This is a genomic window from Nocardioides pollutisoli, from assembly GCF_040045055.1.
In the GTDB taxonomy this organism is placed as follows: Bacteria; Actinomycetota; Actinomycetes; order Propionibacteriales; family Nocardioidaceae; genus Nocardioides; species Nocardioides tweenelious.
The window spans coordinates 1489110-1505534 of the sequence record NZ_JBDZDU010000001.1; the positions used below are offsets into that span (position 1 = coordinate 1489110).

Below are 16425 nucleotides of genomic sequence, written 5' to 3' on the forward strand. Positions count from 1 at the left end.
GGTCATCGGATCACTTCGAGTGTCGCGGCGAGCACGTCGAACGCGTCGTGGAGCAGGTCGTCGGAGATGGCGAGCGGCGGCAGGAACCGGAGCACGTTGCCGTAGGTCCCGCAGGTCAGGACGATGACGCCCTGGCGATGTGCGGCGACGGCGACGGCCTTGGCGAGCTCGGGCTCGGGCTCGTCGGTGCCGGCCTTAACCAGCTCAACGGCGATCATCGCCCCGCGGCCCCGGATGTCGCCGATCCGGGCGTCACGGGCCTCGATCTGGCGGAGCCGGCGAAGGAGCAACTCCTCGATCTCACGGGCGCGAGCGACGAGGCCCTCGGCCTCGATGGTGTCGATGGCGGCGAGGGCCGCGGCGCACGCGAGCGGGTTGCCGCCGTAGGTGCCACCGAGCCCGCCGACGTGCGCGGAGTCCATGACGTCCGCGCGGCCGGTGACGGCCGAGAGCGGCAGGCCTCCGGCAATCCCCTTGGCGGTGACGATCAGGTCGGGGACGACGCCCTCGCGGTCGCAGGCGAAGAGGTCGCCGGTGCGGGCGAAGCCGGTCTGCACCTCGTCGGCGACGAACACGACGCCGTTGTCGCGGCACCATGCGGCGAGCGCGGGCAGGAAGCCGGTGGCCGGCTCGATGAAGCCGCCCTCGCCCTGGATCGGCTCGATCACGACGCAGGCCAGGTTGGCGGCGCCGACCTGCTTCTCGATCACGTCGATCGTCTGGCGGGCCGACGTCGCGCCGTCCGTGCCGCCGTCGCGGTAGGGGTAGGACAGGGGAGCGCGGTAGACCTCGCCGGCGAACGGACCGAAGCCGTGCTTGTAGGGCATGTTCTTCGCGGTCATCGCCAAGGTCAGGTTGGTGCGGCCGTGGTAGGCGTGGTCGAAGACCACGACCGCCTGGCGACCGGTATGGGTGCGGGCGATCTTGACGGCGTTCTCGACGGCCTCGGCGCCGGAGTTGAAGAGCGCGGTGCGCTTGTCGTGGTCGCCGGGGGTGAGTCGGTTGAGCGCCTCGGCGACGGCGACGTAGCCCTCGTAGGGCGTGACCATGAAGCAGGTGTGCGTGAACGCCGCGACCTGCTCCTGCACGGCCTCGACCACGCGCGGCGCGCTGTTGCCGACGGTGGTGACCGCGATGCCCGAGCCGAGATCGATGAACCGGTTGCCGTCGACGTCGACGACGATCCCGCCGGCCGCGCGTGCGGCGAAGACCGACATCGTCGTGCCGACGCCCGCAGCGACGGCCGAGTTCTTACGGGTCATCAACCGGCGCGACTCCGGCCCGGGGAGCTCGGTGCGGATCAGGCGCTCCTGCGGGACGATGGACTGCTCGACGGACGGTGCGTTCATGCGCCAAGTCTCAACAGATGCCTCTATGCTGTCCAATACCCGTTCTGTCGCTAGATCATGCTCAATAGGCATAGGAGATCGGATGCAGTTGCGACATGTCCAATATTTCGTGGCGACCGCAGACGCCGGCAGTGTGAGCGCCGCCGCGGCGCGGGTCCACGTCACCCAGCCCGCCCTTTCCCGTCAACTCCGACAGCTCGAGCAGGACCTCGGCGTCACGCTATTCGACCGAGGCGCCGGGCGGCTCGCGCTGAGTCGCACCGGCCGAGCGCTGCTTCCCGCGGCTCGTCAGCTGCTGGCCTCGGCCGAGGCCGTCCAGGAGCGCGCAGCCTTCCATGCCCACGGCGGACTCGAGCGCGTGACCATCAGGGCTCCGACCGTGACACTGACCGATGTCGTCTCGCCATTCGTTGCCACAATGTCGCGCAACGATCCCGTCGTCGACGTTAGTGCCGCCGATGGCCTCTCCCCCGCTGAGATGCTGCGCGGCGGGGCCGACCTAGCGATCGGAACTCAACGGCCGCCCATGCCCTACGTCGCTCAGGAGCTGACTTCGCTGCCTGTCTGGGCTTATGTTCCCCAGTCCGACCCGTGGGCGAGTCGGCGCACTGTCCCGCTTGACGAGCTGCTCGGGCGACCCCTGGTCACCCTGCCGTCGACGTTCACCGCCCGTGAAGCTCTCGACTCGGCCGTCCTTGCCCTAGGGGCTTCGTACAGCACAGTGGTAGAGGCAGGGAACGGCACCATCGCTCAGGCGCTTGCAGCGTCCGGGCGCGGTATCGCGGTTGTGTCCGACGACCCGCGTTTCGACCTGGTTCCCCTCGCCATCGAGCTCGACGAGTACACGCTCGCAATTCGACTCACCGCCGCGTGGGATCCGCGCGGAGTAGCTGCCGCGACCATCGCTGACATCGCGCGACGCCTAGGCCTCTGGGTGGAGGCAACGTATTGAGCAGCAATTGGCGCAGTGGTGGACGGGCCCGCTTCAACCGGCCGTTTTTAACACGCACGACTGAGGTACGCGTCAAACGCCGTACCGGTTCGCGGTTACGTCGACACGGGGGCTTGGGAACGGTCCAGCTAGACAGGGAACGCCGTTGCCAGAGGAATGGTCGTGCGTGCCACCCGAGTTGAACTCGGCCTCGACCGGTACCGGTTTCATAGAACAACCGGACGACTACGGGTCCTGCAACCCACCGCTGTCAACTCTCGACCGGGTTCAGTTGACTCCCAGGATGATGTGGCTACCGATGCTGGCGCCCCCGGCAGTGTCGGCGTCTGCTTCCAGCTCGTCAGACCCCGCGGAATTCGGCTTTGACGTTTCAGTCGTAATCATCGGAACACCACAGTCCGCGACCCATTCATTAGGACCCGGTGCTCGGCATGTGCAGTGACTGCACGCGCGAGGGCATGCGCCTCCAGATCACGTCCGATCGCCGTCAGGTCTACGGCCGAGTTCGAGTGGTCGACTCGAGTGAAGTCCTGTTCGATGATTGGCCCTTCGTCGAGGTCCGCGGTGACGTAATGTGCAGTCGCGCCGATGACCTTCACGCCGCGTGCGTGGGCTTGGAAGTAGGGCCGTGCCCCCTTGAAACTCGGGAGCAGGCTGTGGTGAATGTTAATGGCACGCCCGGCCAATTCTCGGCAGAGAGGGTCGGACAGGATCTGCATGTAGCGGGCGAGAACCACCGAGTCAGCGTCGTAGGACGCGACCAGCTTCCGCAGCTCATCTTCGGCCCGGTCCTTCGTATCAGCAGTCACGGGGACGTGATGGAAAGGAATGCCGTGCCACTCGACGAGTTCGCGGAGATCGTCGTGATTCGAGACTACGGCGACGATGTCAGCCGCTAGGGAGCCAGTCCGCACTCGGTACAAGAGATCATTGAGGCAATGACCCTGGCGCGAGACCATGACCAGTATTCGATGCTTCACAGACGGGTCGTGCAGCGCCCAGGACGCCTCCATGGTCTCGCCCACTGCTGGGCCGAACTCGGCTCGCAGAAGGTCGAACTCGATCGGAAGGTCAGCTACGGCGTGAACTCGAATGAAGAAGAGTCCCGAGTCTTCATCTCCGAACTGTTGACTGTCTCGAATCGTGAAGCCGCGGTCTGCCAGGAAGCCGGCCACGGCCGCGACGATCCCGGGTCGATCCGCGCACGATAGGGTGAGGGTCAGGTCGTGTGTCACTGCTTGGGCCTTTCGGACTTCGGGTCATAAAGGGGGCTGAGCGACGCACGAGTCGAGATACGACGGCCATTGACCTCGATCTCGTACGGCTCCGCCTCGAACCAACTGCGCGGCACGACCTCGGTCGCCTCGACCCATCCAAGAGCCACGGCGCCGCCGAGGGTGTGCCCGTACTGCGCCGAAGCCACACGCCCCACCAGCTTGCCGGAGCGGTAGATCGGCTCATCGTGGAATAGGAGCGGCTCTGGGTCGTCCAAGACGAACTGGATGAGGCGACGGGCAACTCCCTCAGACTTCACCTTCGCGAGCGCCTCGCGCCCGATAAATCCGGAGGGTTTGTCCCACTTGACCGTGAACGACAGCCCCGCCTCGATGGGGTTGTCGCCCGCTGAGACGTCATGGCCCCAGCTGCGGTAACCCTTCTCAAGCCGCAAAGAGTTCATGGCGTGATAGCCGACGGGGCGCAGGCCCTGCGGTTGGCCAGCTTCAATGAGGGTGTCCCAGACGTGACCGGAGCTTTCGGACGGGATCAAAAGCTCCCAACCCAGCTCGCCCACGTAGGTCACACGCGTGGCTCTGACGTGCGTCAGGCCGAGGTCGATTTCGCGGGAAGTGCCGAAAGGAAATGCGTCTGTTGACAGATCCGCATCAGTGAGGGGGCCCAACAGTTCGCGGGCGTGCGGGCCCATCACCGCGAGCATGGCCATTGTCCCACTGACGTCGGCCACCGTGCAGAAATCGTTTGGTCCGATGTGACGCCGTAGATGGGCCAGGTCGCGTTTAACGGTCGCCGGCCCAGAGAGCACGAGGAACTCAGCCTCGCCCGTCCTTGTCACCGTCACGTCGGCTTCGATGCCTGCGTACTGGTTGAGCCATTGCGTATATACGATTCGCCCGACGGGCACATCGACTTCGTTTACCGAGAGCCGGTTGAGCACGTTGACCGCGTCTCGACCTTGCACCAGGAGTTTGCCGAACGAGGAGGTGTCGATCATCCCCACGGCCTCACGGATGGCAACGTGCTCCGCTGCCGAATGCTCGAACCAGTTAGGACGACCGAACGAGTATTCGTATCGACGCACCACGTCAGGGGGCGCATACCAGTTGGCGCGTTCCCAGCCGACGAGCTCTCCGAAGACGGCTCCGACAGCATCGGTTCGCCCGTATAGAGGGCTCACCCGCAGTTGACGTGCGCTCTCCCGCTGCTGGAACGGCCAATGGATCTCGTAGGAGATGTCCAGCGACTCGACGACCCGCTCCTCGAGAAACCTACGGTTGGTCTCGTGCGCTTGAACTCGACCGAGGTCGGTCTCGGGAAGGTCGATGGGGCTCCGACCGTCGACGATCCAGTCGGCAAGTACAGACCCAGCGCCGGGTCCGGAGAGGAAGCCGACGGAGTTGAATCCGGCAGCCACGAAGAAGTTGCGCAGGTTCGGTGCTTCGCCCAGGTGGTATTGACCGTCGGGCGTGAAGCTCTCCGGGCCACAGAAGTGCAGCCGGATTCCCGCATCAGCCAGAACCGGAACCCGTCGCATCATCTTCTCGTAGAAGTCGCCGAGGTGGTCCCAGTCCTCGGGTAACCGGATGTATCCGTCGCTCTGCGGGATGCCCCTGGACGCCCAGGCGTAGCTTCCAGGCTCGAAGAAGCCCACCATCAGCGCCCCGGCCTCGTCCTTCACATACGAGTACTCGTCACCGCTCTTGATGGTGGGGAGATTCCGAGGAAGACCTTCGATGGCCTCGGTCACCACGTAGTAGTGACCGAGGGCCTGCAGCGGTACGTCCACGCCGGCTAGGGCGCCGAACTCACGACCCCACATGCCGGTCGCGTTCACGACATACTCGGCTTCGATTTCTCCCGCACTCGTACGCACTCCGGTGACCCGGTCGCCGGACGTCATAACGTCCGTGACGGTGACGTTCTCCATGATCCGCACGCCGCGACGGGTCGCTCCGCGAGCCAGCGAGATGGTGGTGTCGGTGGCGCTGCCGCGGCCATCCTCCGGGAAGTAAAGACTTCCGTGCAGACCGTCGCTGCTGAGTAACGGATGCAGCTCAAGGGTGCGGTCAACGTCGAGGAGCTCTGCTTCGATGCCGTTCCCGCGAACGACGCTGGCCAGTTGGCGCATCTCCTCAAGCCGGTCCGCGGACGTAGCGAGATTCATCGTGCCGGTCTTTACGAAGCCGGTAGAGAAGCCTGTGTCGTGCTCGAGGTTGTGGAAGACGTCGAGGCTTCGCTGGACGACTTCGCGGGTCCCCCACGTACCCCGCGCCTGTGTTACCAGGCCAGCCGCGTGCCAGGTCGTGCCCGACGTCAGGGTGTTCCGCTCGAGCAGCACGACGTCAGTCCAGCCGCGACAGGCCAGGTGGTACGCCGTACTGGTTCCGATGATGCCGCCACCCACGATGACGACCTGCGCGCGCGCAGGCTGTTGCTGAATTGCCATGAGGCCACCTCTCCATCGACAGCAACAGTGCCTGCCCACAAGGAGTGCGGCTATGCGACTACTAACAAACATCTGCCGCACGAATTGTTCGATCAATCAATGGCGGGCGCTTGTTGTTGTCGCGATGGTTGTCACTGACGCGGCGCATGCCTCCTAGTGCGCCCCGATTGAGCCACCCGTCCAGCGAGTCGATCACCACGGTCCTCGGACGTGTGAACTCCTGCCGCCACGCAGGTGCGAAACAGAAGGGTCCGACCTAATGGAACGCAAAGCAACCGTCATCGACGGCAAACTGGCAGCACAGCAGGTCAAGGACTCCCTGCGCACCCGGATCGCCGCACTCGAGGCAATCGGTCAACGACCCGGCCTCGGAACCATCCTTGTCGGAAAGGACGCCGGCTCGCAGTCATACGTTGCGGGAAAGCACCGCGACTGCGCGGAAATCGGCATCGACTCCCTCCGCTTCGACATGTCCGCCGACGCCTCTCAGGAGCGCGTACTAGACGCGGTCGGTCGCATGAACGAGGACAGGCGCTGCTCTGGCTTCATCGTTCAGCTGCCGCTGCCGGCCCACATCGACATGCACATCGTCCTGAACGCCATCGACCCTGACAAGGACGCCGACGGACTGCACCCGGTGAACCTGGGCCGCTTGGTTTTGAACCAAGCGGGCACGCTGCCGTGCACTCCCCGAGGGATCCTTGAGCTGCTGCGCGGCAACGATGTCCCCATCACAGGCTCACAGTTTTGCGTGATCGGATGCGGAACGACCGTGGGCCGACCACTCGGGCTCATGCTCACGCGACCGAGCGAACACGCGACAGTAACCATGGTCAACGAAGCCACGATCGACGTCGCCGCCCACACACGTGTCGCCGACGTCGTGATCGCCGCCGCCGGGGTGGCGCACCTGGTCAAGCCTTACTGGGTAAAGCCCGGCGCCACGGTCCTCTCGGTTGGCATCACGCGCACCGTGGAAGGGATCCTCGGCGACGTTGACCCGGGCGTCGAGGACGTCGCCGGGAAGTGGACGCGGGCCACCGGAGGTGTCGGCCCGATGACGCGCGCGATGCTCCTGAGGAACGTCGTGGAACTCGCAGAGCGTGCGGCCGGCATCGACTCGGAAGTTGCGACCAGAGTCGCGTCTTGACGGACAGCACCACGAAACGGAGCATGCAAGTGAACATTGTCGTCTGTGTGAAGTACGTCCCCGACGCCACTGCTGATCGGCAGTTCGAGTCGGACAACACCGTGGACCGCGTCGGCGTCGACGGTCTGCTGTCGGAGCTCGACGAGTACGGCGCCGAGCAGTCCCTGCAGATCAAGGAGAAGGCCGGCGACGACACTACGGTGACCGCGCTGTGCGTGGGTCCCGAGAAGGCTGTCGACGCGGTGCGCAAGGCGCTGCAGATGGGTGCCGACAAGGGCGTCCACGTGCTCGACGACGCCATCGCAGGCTCGGACGCCATCGCGACGTCGCTGGTGCTCGCCAAGGCCATCGAGAAGCTCGGCGCCGAGACCAAGGTCGACCTCGTCGTCGGCGGTCTGGCCTCGACCGACGCCGGCATGAGCGTCGTCCCGGCGATGCTCGCCGAGCGCCTCGGCCTCCCGCAGGTCACGCTGGCCGCGGTCGTGGAGTTCCAGGGCGACCAGGTGCGCATCAAGCGCGACGGCGACGCCGCCACCGAGGTCGTCGGCGGCACGATGCCGCTGGTCCTCTCGGTCACCGACCAGTCGGGCGAGGCTCGCTACCCGTCGTTCAAGGGCATCATGGCCGCCAAGAAGAAGCCCCTCGACGTGTGGTCGCTCAGCGACATCGGCGTCGACGCGAGCGAGGTCGGCGCGGGTGCCGCCTGGACCGAGGTCGTCGAGACCACGGCCCGTCCGCCGCGCACCGCCGGCGAGATCGTCAAGGACGAGGACGGCTCGGGCGCCAAGGCGCTGACCGAGTTCCTCGCCTCGAAGAAGTTCATCTGAGGAGCGCTGCCACATGTCTGAAGTTCTGGTTCTGATCGACCACGTCGAAGGCGCGGTCAAGAAGCCGACGTACGAGCTCCTCACCATCGCCAAGCGGCTCGGTGAGCCCTCGGCCGTCTTCATCGGCCCCGCCGACAAGGCCTCCGAGGTTGCGGACAAGGTCAAGAAGTACGGCGCGGAGAAGGTCTACGTCATCGACGACGCCCCGCTCAAGGGCTACCTCGTGGCTCCCAAGGCCGAGGCGCTGCAGCAGCTCGCCGAGAAGGCGTCACCCGCCGCGATCCTGATCCCCTCCTCCGCCGAGGGCAAGGAGATCGGCGGCCGGCTGGCCATCAAGCTCCAGTCGGGCCTGATCACCGACGCCGTCGACGTGCAGGAGGGCCCGGTCACCACGCAGAGCGTGTTCGCCGGCAACTTCACCGTCACCGCGAAGGTGACCCAGGGCACCCCGATCATCACGGTCAAGCCGAACTCCGCCGCTCCGGAGGAGTCCGAGGGCGCCGCCGCGGTCGAGGAGTTCTCCCCGACCATCTCGGACGGTGCCAAGACCGCGCAGATCGTGGCCTCGCAGCCGCGCAAGGCGACCGGTCGTCCCGAGCTCACCGAGGCCGCGATCGTGGTCTCCGGTGGTCGTGGCACCGGCGGCAACTTCGAGCCGATCGAGGCCCTCGCCGACGCCCTCGGCGCGGCCGTGGGTGCCTCTCGTGCCGCGGTCGACTCCGGCTGGATGCCGCACAGCTTCCAGGTCGGGCAGACCGGCAAGACGGTCTCGCCGCAGCTCTACGTCGCCAACGGCATCTCCGGTGCGATCCAGCACCGCGCCGGCATGCAGACCTCGAAGACCATCGTGGCCGTCAACAAGGACGACGAGGCCCCGATGTTCGAGCTGGTCGACTTCGGTGTCGTGGGTGACCTCCACACGGTCCTCCCCGCCGCCACCGAGCAGATCAATCAGCGCAAGGACTAGTGGCGGCATGGTCCGCCTCCTGGGCGTCGTCAACGTCACCCCCGACTCCTTCTCCGACGGCGGGCGCTATCCCGGTGCTGACGCGGCCGTACGCGCCGGTCTTCAGATGGCCGAGGAGGGTGCCTGGGCGGTTGACGTCGGCGGTTGCTCGACCCGTCCAGGCGCGAGTTCCGTCGACACGCGAACCGAACTGGAGCGCGTCGTGCCCGTGGTGCGCGCACTGGTGCGCGCTGGCGTCCGAGTGAGCATCGACAGCATGAACGCCGAGGTCGTCGAAGCTTGTCTAGATCTGGGGGTCACGATGGTCAACGACGTCAGCGGCGGGCTTCACGACGACCGCATGCTCGGTCTGGCGGCGCGAACGGGCGCTACCCTCGTGGTTTCGCACTGGCGGGCCACGAGCGACGAAATGGTTGCACACGCGGTCTACGCCGACGTGGTGCGTGAAGTCCGAGACGAGCTTGCTGAACGGATCGAGGCAGCACTCGAAGCCGGCGTGCGGTCAACTAACTTGATTCTGGATCCCGGCATCGGCTTCGCGAAGACCGCATCCCAGAGCTGGGACCTCCTGCGCAATCTTCCGGTGCTCCAATCGCTGGGCTGCGAGCTGTTGGTTGGCACCTCTCGGAAGAGTCTCTTCCGAGAGATCCTCAGCGCGGCCGACGGGGCCGACGATCCGCAAAGCCGCGACGACCTGACTGCTGCCTCGACGGCGATCGCCTCCTTCATAGGCGTCGACTACCTGCGGGTGCACAACATCCCTGCGAATCGACGCGCTGCGGAAGTTGCCATGCGATGGCGTGGAGTCACTCGATAACGGACGAGCACCCGCTGGGGAGACTAGTAGATCTTCGCGCCAGTTCAGCTGACGGTTATACGATGTAACAACAACGCAACGCCGGCTCCAGGCGGGGCCCCCCCGTGTGATTATGACAACGTGAGCCTGACGATCGAAGCCCTCGTCACCGATCCCCTTGTCCGCACCAGAATCGTGGCCGGGCGAGCCGGAATGCAGAGAAGCATCACCTGGGCCCACACGTGCGAGGTATCGGATCCCTGGAACTGGCTGGGAAGCGGCGATCTCCTCATGACGGATGGCTACAGCTTTCCGGCCGATCCAGCGGCACAGGTGCACTTCATTAGGCAACTCGCCGACGCGAGCATCGTCGGGCTTGCGCTCGGCGAAGGGTTCGTCGCACCTCCGTTGACCACAGAGGCCATCTCGGCAGCGGATTCGATGGGCTTCCCGGTTCTGATGACCGTTCGCAGCGTCCCGTTCGTCACGGTCGCGCGATTGGTTGCCGAAGCGAACAGCGGGCGTGCTCACTCGAGGGCTGCAAGGGTCCTGCGCCTGTACGACATACTGCGCCGCACACATCAGGGTGCTTCAGCCGATGACCTGCTCGAACGACTCGGACGCGAGCTTCATGCACACTTGCACGTGATCTCCCTACGAACCGGAAGATCACTGCTCCCCGGCCCGACAGAGCTGCCGCCGGGCGTAAAGGAGGCTGCACTTGAGCGCGCCAAGGCTCAAGATGGCCGTCTATCGGCCTTCAACCGACTGACCGCCGCGGACGTTTCCGCTCTGCTCGTGCCAATCGGAACACAAGGCACCGCCGGCCTCGTAGTGCGCGATCAGCCTGGCGAAGAGACTCCTGACCTGCTCCTGACGCAACACGCTGGCATGATCGTCGAGCTCGAGGTCGAACGACGAGCGGCTCAGGCATCGCGGTTGAGGGCTCGAGGAGCGGATATCGCTCGGCGCATGCTTGACGGCACGATCGCACCTGAGGCGGCGGCGAAGCAGATGCGACTCCACGGGCTCGGCGATGGTCCATGGCGCGTGACTGTGTGGCGAGAGTCTAGCGAGGGCAATCCCGGGAGGGTGCATTCGATCAGACTTGCAGAAGGGCTGGAATACGCTTCGTGGCCGCACCTTCACCTGCCGGTCGGCGAGCTTCATCTGATCGTCGTCGACGACGATCGATTCCTGGCTGGGCTTGAGCTCGACTTCGCAGAGGCCACGGTCGGGGCCAGTCAACCTGTGGCTTCGCTCGCCCGCCTGTCGGACGCGTTCCGAGAGGCACAGTGGGCACTCGAAAGTGCTCGGGCGGGCTCCGTCCAGAGTGCAGTCTATGGAACCCACGGCTCCTACTTCATGCCTAACACGGTTGCTGAAGGCGAAGCAGCGGTCCAGCGGCTCCTAGGACCGATCATCGAGTACGACGAGGCGCACGGGGCCAATCTGTTGGGCTCGCTCCAGGTCTACTTTGAGGTCAATCGTTCCTGGCAGGAGGGTGCTCGCCGTTTGGGCATTCACAAGCAGACACTGGTCTATCGACTTAAGAAGGTTGAAGAGATGACCGGCGCGGATCTTCGCGACTTCGGTGTTCAGGCTGAGCTGTACCTTGCGCTGCGTACACGACAGCTTCTCAACACTGCTGTCGACGATGGGACGATCGTCGGTTGAGAAAAAGCCAGTACCCACAAGTCAACGAGTTCGCTGCACCCTCAGTTGGCACTCTCGGGACGGTGGCGTCGCGGCTGTTGAATGGATTCTTAAGCCATGACCCCGACTACGACGTTGGTCGACCTGATCACCGCGGTGGCTGGACGCCGGGCTTGAGGTCGAGCTCTTCGGCGGCCTCGCGGCTCATCAGTGAGACCACGCGGTAGTCGCCGCACGCGATCTCGACCTCGGCCATCACGCCGTCGCGCTCCACCGAGACGATCGGAAGGCCTCGCTGACGTTCGATGTGGGGTTGTCGCCGCTCATGACGCCCGCCGGGTCGCTCTCGGGACCGAGCAGGACGTAGTCGCCCCAGAAGATGGCCCGCCCGAACTCTTCGTCGGAGTAGCCCTGGTCGACGAACTGGTCCTCCAGCGCAGCCGCGTGCACGATCAGCGCGCTCGCGGCGCCGGCCGCGGCGCACGCGATCGCGGCGCCGGTGCCCTTGCTGACGTACTGGAGGTCGTATTGCGGGTAGGCCGCCCCGAAGCCGGGCTCGAGCACCGTCTGCGCGAGGTTGGAGTCGAAGACGTCGCTGGTGCCGATGACTGTCAGCGTGGAGTCGCTGTCGGCCTGAGAGGGCGAGGCCAGCAGCGCGACGTGGAGTGTCGTGGCTGTCGCGCCCGAGAGAGCAAGCACCGAGAGCCGGTGACGGGAGTGGAAGGACATAAGCCGATCATCGCGACCTAGACGTAGGCAATTCCTAGGCAGAGCGGCAAAGCGAGCGGACATCCTTACGGACGCAGGCAATCGGCTCCCGCCCCCGACTGCGGTTGAGCCAAGACACATGACGGCTTCGCTCACCAAGCACGTCAGACATCACGCATACGTTGACTGAACCACTGCCAAGGCACATCCAATTTGTCTGCATCGGTAGAGCGCGGCGTCAGCGAGCGAATGAAACTTTCACCGTCCGAAACTGCCGATCCGAAGGAGCAGCGCGTGGCTGCCTGCAAGCTGTCCATCATCTACTACTCAGCCACAGGAACCGTCCACGCGATGGCCCAACGTATGGAGGCTGCCGCAAGCTCCGCCGGGGCCGACGTTCGCCTCAGGAGGGTTGCCGAACTTGCGCCAGCAGAGGCGATTGCATCAAACCCGGCATGGCACGAGCACGCGACCGCCACGTCCGAGATACCAGAAGCATCGCCGGCAGACGTCACTTGGGCCGACGCAGTTCTCTTCGGCACGCCGACGCGGTTCGGCAACGTTGCGAGTCAGCTCAAGCAGTTCCTCGACCTTCTCGGTCCTTCGTGGGGTCGAGGTGAGCTCCAGGACAAGGTGTATGCCGGTTTCACTGCGAGTCAGACCCAGCACGGCGGGCAGGAGACAACGCTCCTTGCGCTCTACAACTCGGTGTACCACTTCGGCGGGCTACTCGTGCCCCCCGGCTACACCGACCCGCTGAAGTTCGCCGACGGCAACCCCTACGGGGTCTCCCATGTGACCGGCGGGGACAACGACCGCCCGCTCGGCGAGAACGAGATGGCTGCCCTGGATCACCTGGCGACCCGAGTTGTCAGTATCGCGAGCCAGTTGCAGCGAGCGTGAAGTAGCACAAGCGCGGCATGGGCGCGCCCGCGACCTACCCTCCGCATCAGCGCAGGAGGTAGGTCACGGCGCGCGCACAACGCGGCCATGATGCAAATCCACGGAAGGTCCCCGCGGTCGTCAGCCCAATTGGGTCGCGCGCCACAGCACGGCAACGTTCGAAGGGTCCGATAAGGCACCGCGCTGGCCGCCGCTCGTCTCGCCTGGCCAACGACATGCCCCCGAAGGCTGTCGGCCTGTGAGCATGTCCAGACCTGATTACGCATTCGCGATCACGTCCAGCACATCTTCGTACGTAGCAAGCGAGTGGCCCGCAAGGAAGTCGCTAACGTAAGGCAGCACGGCCTTCACCCCTTGCTGCAGCGGCTCGTAACCGGTCTTCCCTCGGTGCGGGTTCACCCATACCAATCGGTGTGACAGACGGGCCAGCGATTCGGTCTGCTCGGCCAACAAAGCGGTCTCGCCGGACTCCCAGCCATCGCTGAAGATCACGATGACTGAGCCACGCGCCATTCCGCGTCGACCCCAACGATCAAGAAACGCCTGGAGGTTCTCTCCTAGGCGAGTCCCACCCGACCAGTCCGGCATCATCGACCCCGCCGCACCGAGGGCCTGCTCTGTGTCCCGGGCGCGCAACGCCCGAGTGAGGTGGGTCAGCCGGGTGCCGATCGTGAACGTCTCGACTGATCCTCTTGCACCATGAGTGACCCGATGCGCCAACCGCAGGAGGTGTTCCGCGTAGCCGCTCATCGAGCCTGAGACGTCGATGATGAGCACGACGCGGCGCGGTTTCGACAGTCTTCGTCTGTACACTACTTGGGCAGGCTCGCCCATGCGCCGCATGCTTGCACGAACGGTACGCGCAGCGTCGACCTTGCCTCGATGCCATACCCCCGGTCGTAGGCTGCGACGCTCCGGCGAGCGGGGACGTAGTGCCGCCAAGAGAGCGTTGACCAGCATGCGTTCTGCCAGAGAGAGCGTAGCGACGTCACGGTGTCGAAGGACGTCGGCTTCCGTCGCTACCGCCCGGACGGACTCAACGTCCTGGTCCTCGACCTTGTTAGCGCCGTCGCCGTCTGCCACCGGGAGGCCGCTCGCCAGTTCCTGGGGAGGAGCAGCGGCTCCTGGTCGAGGCAGCTCCCACTGCTGAGCGAAATAGACCTCGAAGACGCGATCGTGCCGCGCAAGATCATCCGGACTCGCGCAGAGGGTCGCGCGTCCAGCAACTCGGGTTCCTTCCGCTGTGGGTCCGAGCTCTGCGACGGCAGCTAGATATCGCTGTGCGCGGTCCGGCGTCACCGGCACACCTGCTTCATGGAGCGCCCGGCTGAAGCCGACGAGAACTTCGTCAGCCTCGCGAGCTGGTCGGTCGTCGGATGCTTTCGTCACGTGTCGGCGCCTGCGCCACCCGGTCGACGAACCGGGGATGCACCTAGGCGGTGGGGCCACACTAGAGCGATTGAGTCCGCAGTTGTGCGCGTGAGTGCCCGCCGGCAAGCTCCAAACGAGGGGCCAGCCTCCATCGATAGATAAGTCCCTCTCACGCCGATCCGACCCACTCCTCCGCACCGTCGTCAAAGCGTTGGTGCTTCCAGATCGGCACCTCGGCCTTCAGCGTGTCGATCAACATACGCGTGGCCGCGAAGGCCTCGCCCCGGTGAGCCGATGCGGTAGCCACCACTACCGCCAGGTCGCCAACCGCGAGCTTTCCCACCCGATGTATCGCCGCGACGCCGCTAAGGTCGTGCTTCTCGGCGACAGCACGACAGACTTCGTCCAACTGTTTAACTGCGCCCGGATGCGCAGAGTAGTCAAGTCCCTCTACGCCCTTCCCGGCGTCATGGTTGCGCACCCTTCCCACGAACAGCACAAGCCCACCCGACGCTGCCTCTTCGAGACTCGCGATTACTTCCATAACGTCGAGTGGTTCCTCGCGCACGCCGACCAGGCGCACAGTCGGATCGGTCATGGTTCGAACCCTAAGCAACCGAGTCTGCCCACGACTGTCGGTTTCACGATGGACCTGGGGTCGTTTCGCCGTCTCTACGACTTGTGCATGTCAGTCGAGTCTGCATTGAGTCCACCGGAACCTCAGCAACGCGGCACCCGGGTCTTCGACTTCTGACAGAAGTGGCCTCGCAAAGCAGACGTAGGGTCGAACGTATGCAGACGAGCCCCCTCCAGGACAAGTACGGCCGTGTAGCGACGGACCTACGGGTTTCGCTCACGGACCGATGCAACTTGCGCTGTACCTATTGCATGCCAGCCGAGGGACTGGACTGGCTGCCCGACAGCTCTGTACTCACAGATGACGAGGTCGTCCGACTGATTCGGGTTGGCGTTGGCTTGCTCGGCATTCGAGCGGTGCGATTCACCGGGGGCGAGCCTCTGGTTCGTCGTGGTCTGACGGACATCATCCGTCGTACCCGCGAAGTCGGCCCGGACCTGGAGCTCTCGATCACTACCAATGGATTGGGGCTGGCCCGTACCGCCCAGGCACTTGCCCAGGCTGGGTTGAACCGCGTCAACGTCAGCCTCGACAGTATTCGAGCAGAAACGTTCTCGGATATCACACGGCGCAACCGTCTGCATGACGTCGTCGCAGGGCTCGAGGCGGCCCGCGCCGCCGGTCTCGGCCCCGTCAAGATCAACGCCGTCCTGCTGCGCGGAACCAACGACGATCAAGCGAGCGAACTGCTCGCATGGTGCGCTGAGCGTGGCTATGAACTGCGCTTCATCGAGCAGATGCCTCTCGACGCCCAGCACGGCTGGTCTCGAAGCCAGATGATCACAGCCGATGAGATCCTGGAGCGCCTGGAGCGGGACTTCGTCTTGACGGCTGCTGTCGATCCCCGAGGGAGCGCCCCGGCCGAGCTCTTCCTCGTCGATGGAGGACCAGCGACGGTTGGCATCATCGCCGCTGTTACTCGGCCATTCTGTGGTGATTGCGACCGAGTCCGGCTCACCGCCGATGGCCAGGTTCGCAACTGCTTGTTCGCGCGAGAGGAATCCGACCTGCGCACCGCTATGCGCAGGGGGGCAACTGACGATGACCTAGCCGAACGTTGGGTGATCGCAATGCGCGGCAAGCGGGCGGGTCACGGTATCGATGACCCTACGTTTCTCCAACCCGACCGTCCGATGTCCGCCATCGGCGGTTGACGACGGAGGACCAGCCCGACGCTACGGTCATACCGAGCTCGAGGTCGCACCACCATCTGGATCATCCATCAGATTTCGACCGCGCCCTGAACGATAGCCACGCAATCCTCGCAGGGCGCGTCCTGATGGGGCGAGAACGGGCGCCCCCACCACTTAGTCCACGATTCACACGGAATCCCGCAAGCAGTCACGAGGCTGCCCATCTCCTTCGCGTGTCGAATCGAAGCAGGGGTTCGGACGAGCTCTTGATCGACCTCTTCCCAATGGCTAAAA

At 65.0% G+C, this 16425-nt stretch carries 15 protein-coding genes; 8 read left to right on the plus strand and 7 right to left on the minus strand.

Annotated elements, in window-relative coordinates; translation table 11 throughout:
• Window positions 1-2: 2 nt before the first annotated feature.
• On the minus strand, window positions 3-1349 hold the full coding sequence (gene gabT, locus ABLE68_RS07295) for a 4-aminobutyrate--2-oxoglutarate transaminase (RefSeq protein WP_348870650.1): 1347 nt from the start codon (window positions 1347-1349) through the stop codon (window positions 3-5).
• A gap of 82 nt (window positions 1350-1431) precedes the next feature.
• Here gabT and ABLE68_RS07300 point away from each other — a divergent pair, with 82 nt between their 5' ends.
• On the plus strand, window positions 1432-2301 hold the full coding sequence (locus ABLE68_RS07300; protein WP_348870651.1) for a LysR family transcriptional regulator: 870 nt from the start codon (window positions 1432-1434) through the stop codon (window positions 2299-2301).
• A 380-nt stretch (window positions 2302-2681) separates the two neighbouring features.
• On the opposite strand, the gene purU is transcribed toward ABLE68_RS07300, so the two are convergent.
• Both purU and ABLE68_RS07310 read right to left on the minus strand, forming a co-directional pair.
• The gene (purU, locus tag ABLE68_RS07305) at window positions 2682-3536 is read right to left on the minus strand and encodes a formyltetrahydrofolate deformylase (RefSeq protein WP_348870652.1); all 855 of its coding nucleotides are present in this window, start codon (window positions 3534-3536) and stop codon (window positions 2682-2684) included.
• Entirely contained in the window at window positions 3533-5983 is a 2451-nt protein-coding gene (locus tag ABLE68_RS07310; RefSeq protein WP_348870653.1) for a GcvT family protein, read from the minus strand. Before ABLE68_RS07310 ends, purU begins: the two co-directional genes overlap by 4 nt.
• 259 nt (window positions 5984-6242) lie before the next feature.
• Here ABLE68_RS07310 and ABLE68_RS07315 point away from each other — a divergent pair, with 259 nt between their 5' ends.
• The 5 genes from ABLE68_RS07315 to ABLE68_RS07335 all read left to right on the plus strand — a co-directional run bounded on the left by ABLE68_RS07315 (window position 6243) and on the right by ABLE68_RS07335 (window position 11400).
• Window positions 6243-7133, plus strand: a complete 891-nt coding sequence (locus ABLE68_RS07315; RefSeq protein ID WP_348870654.1) for a tetrahydrofolate dehydrogenase/cyclohydrolase catalytic domain-containing protein — start codon at window positions 6243-6245, stop codon at window positions 7131-7133.
• 23 nt (window positions 7134-7156) lie between these two features.
• Window positions 7157-7960: an electron transfer flavoprotein subunit beta/FixA family protein gene (locus ABLE68_RS07320; RefSeq protein ID WP_348870655.1), complete on the plus strand. Its 804-nt coding sequence runs from the start codon at window positions 7157-7159 to the stop codon at window positions 7958-7960.
• A 13-nt stretch (window positions 7961-7973) separates the two neighbouring features.
• On the plus strand, window positions 7974-8927 hold the full coding sequence (locus ABLE68_RS07325; protein ID WP_348870656.1) for an electron transfer flavoprotein subunit alpha/FixB family protein: 954 nt from the start codon (window positions 7974-7976) through the stop codon (window positions 8925-8927).
• A 7-nt stretch (window positions 8928-8934) separates the two neighbouring features.
• Window positions 8935-9744: a dihydropteroate synthase gene (gene folP / locus ABLE68_RS07330; RefSeq protein WP_348870658.1), complete on the plus strand. Its 810-nt coding sequence runs from the start codon at window positions 8935-8937 to the stop codon at window positions 9742-9744.
• A 120-nt stretch (window positions 9745-9864) separates the two neighbouring features.
• On the plus strand, window positions 9865-11400 hold the full coding sequence (locus ABLE68_RS07335) for a PucR family transcriptional regulator (RefSeq protein WP_348870659.1): 1536 nt from the start codon (window positions 9865-9867) through the stop codon (window positions 11398-11400).
• 127 nt (window positions 11401-11527) lie between these two features.
• Here ABLE68_RS07335 and ABLE68_RS07340 read toward each other — a convergent pair whose 3' ends face one another.
• A complete protein-coding gene (locus tag ABLE68_RS07340; protein ID WP_348870660.1) occupies window positions 11528-11653 on the minus strand; it encodes a TOBE domain-containing protein in 126 nt (41 codons plus the stop codon).
• Complete coding sequence (locus ABLE68_RS07345) at window positions 11635-12108, minus strand: substrate-binding domain-containing protein (RefSeq protein WP_348870661.1); 474 nt, start codon at window positions 12106-12108, stop codon at window positions 11635-11637. The genes ABLE68_RS07340 and ABLE68_RS07345 overlap by 19 nt, the downstream gene beginning before the upstream one ends.
• Window positions 12109-12381: 273 nt before the next feature.
• Between ABLE68_RS07345 and wrbA the strand changes: the two genes are divergently transcribed.
• Entirely contained in the window at window positions 12382-12990 is a 609-nt protein-coding gene (wrbA, locus tag ABLE68_RS07350; RefSeq protein WP_348870662.1) for an NAD(P)H:quinone oxidoreductase, read from the plus strand.
• 258 nt (window positions 12991-13248) lie between these two features.
• On the opposite strand, the gene ABLE68_RS07355 is transcribed toward wrbA, so the two are convergent.
• Window positions 13249-13950, minus strand: a complete 702-nt coding sequence (locus ABLE68_RS07355) for a vWA domain-containing protein (protein ID WP_348873241.1) — start codon at window positions 13948-13950, stop codon at window positions 13249-13251.
• Window positions 13951-14530: 580 nt separating this feature from the next.
• Window positions 14531-14959 (minus strand): molybdenum cofactor biosynthesis protein MoaE, encoded by a 429-nt coding sequence (locus tag ABLE68_RS07360; protein ID WP_348870663.1) that lies wholly within the window; start codon window positions 14957-14959, stop codon window positions 14531-14533.
• A 194-nt stretch (window positions 14960-15153) separates the two neighbouring features.
• Between ABLE68_RS07360 and moaA the strand changes: the two genes are divergently transcribed.
• Complete coding sequence (gene moaA, locus ABLE68_RS07365) at window positions 15154-16152, plus strand: GTP 3',8-cyclase MoaA (protein WP_348870665.1); 999 nt, start codon at window positions 15154-15156, stop codon at window positions 16150-16152.
• The last annotated feature ends 273 nt before the right edge of the window (window positions 16153-16425 follow it).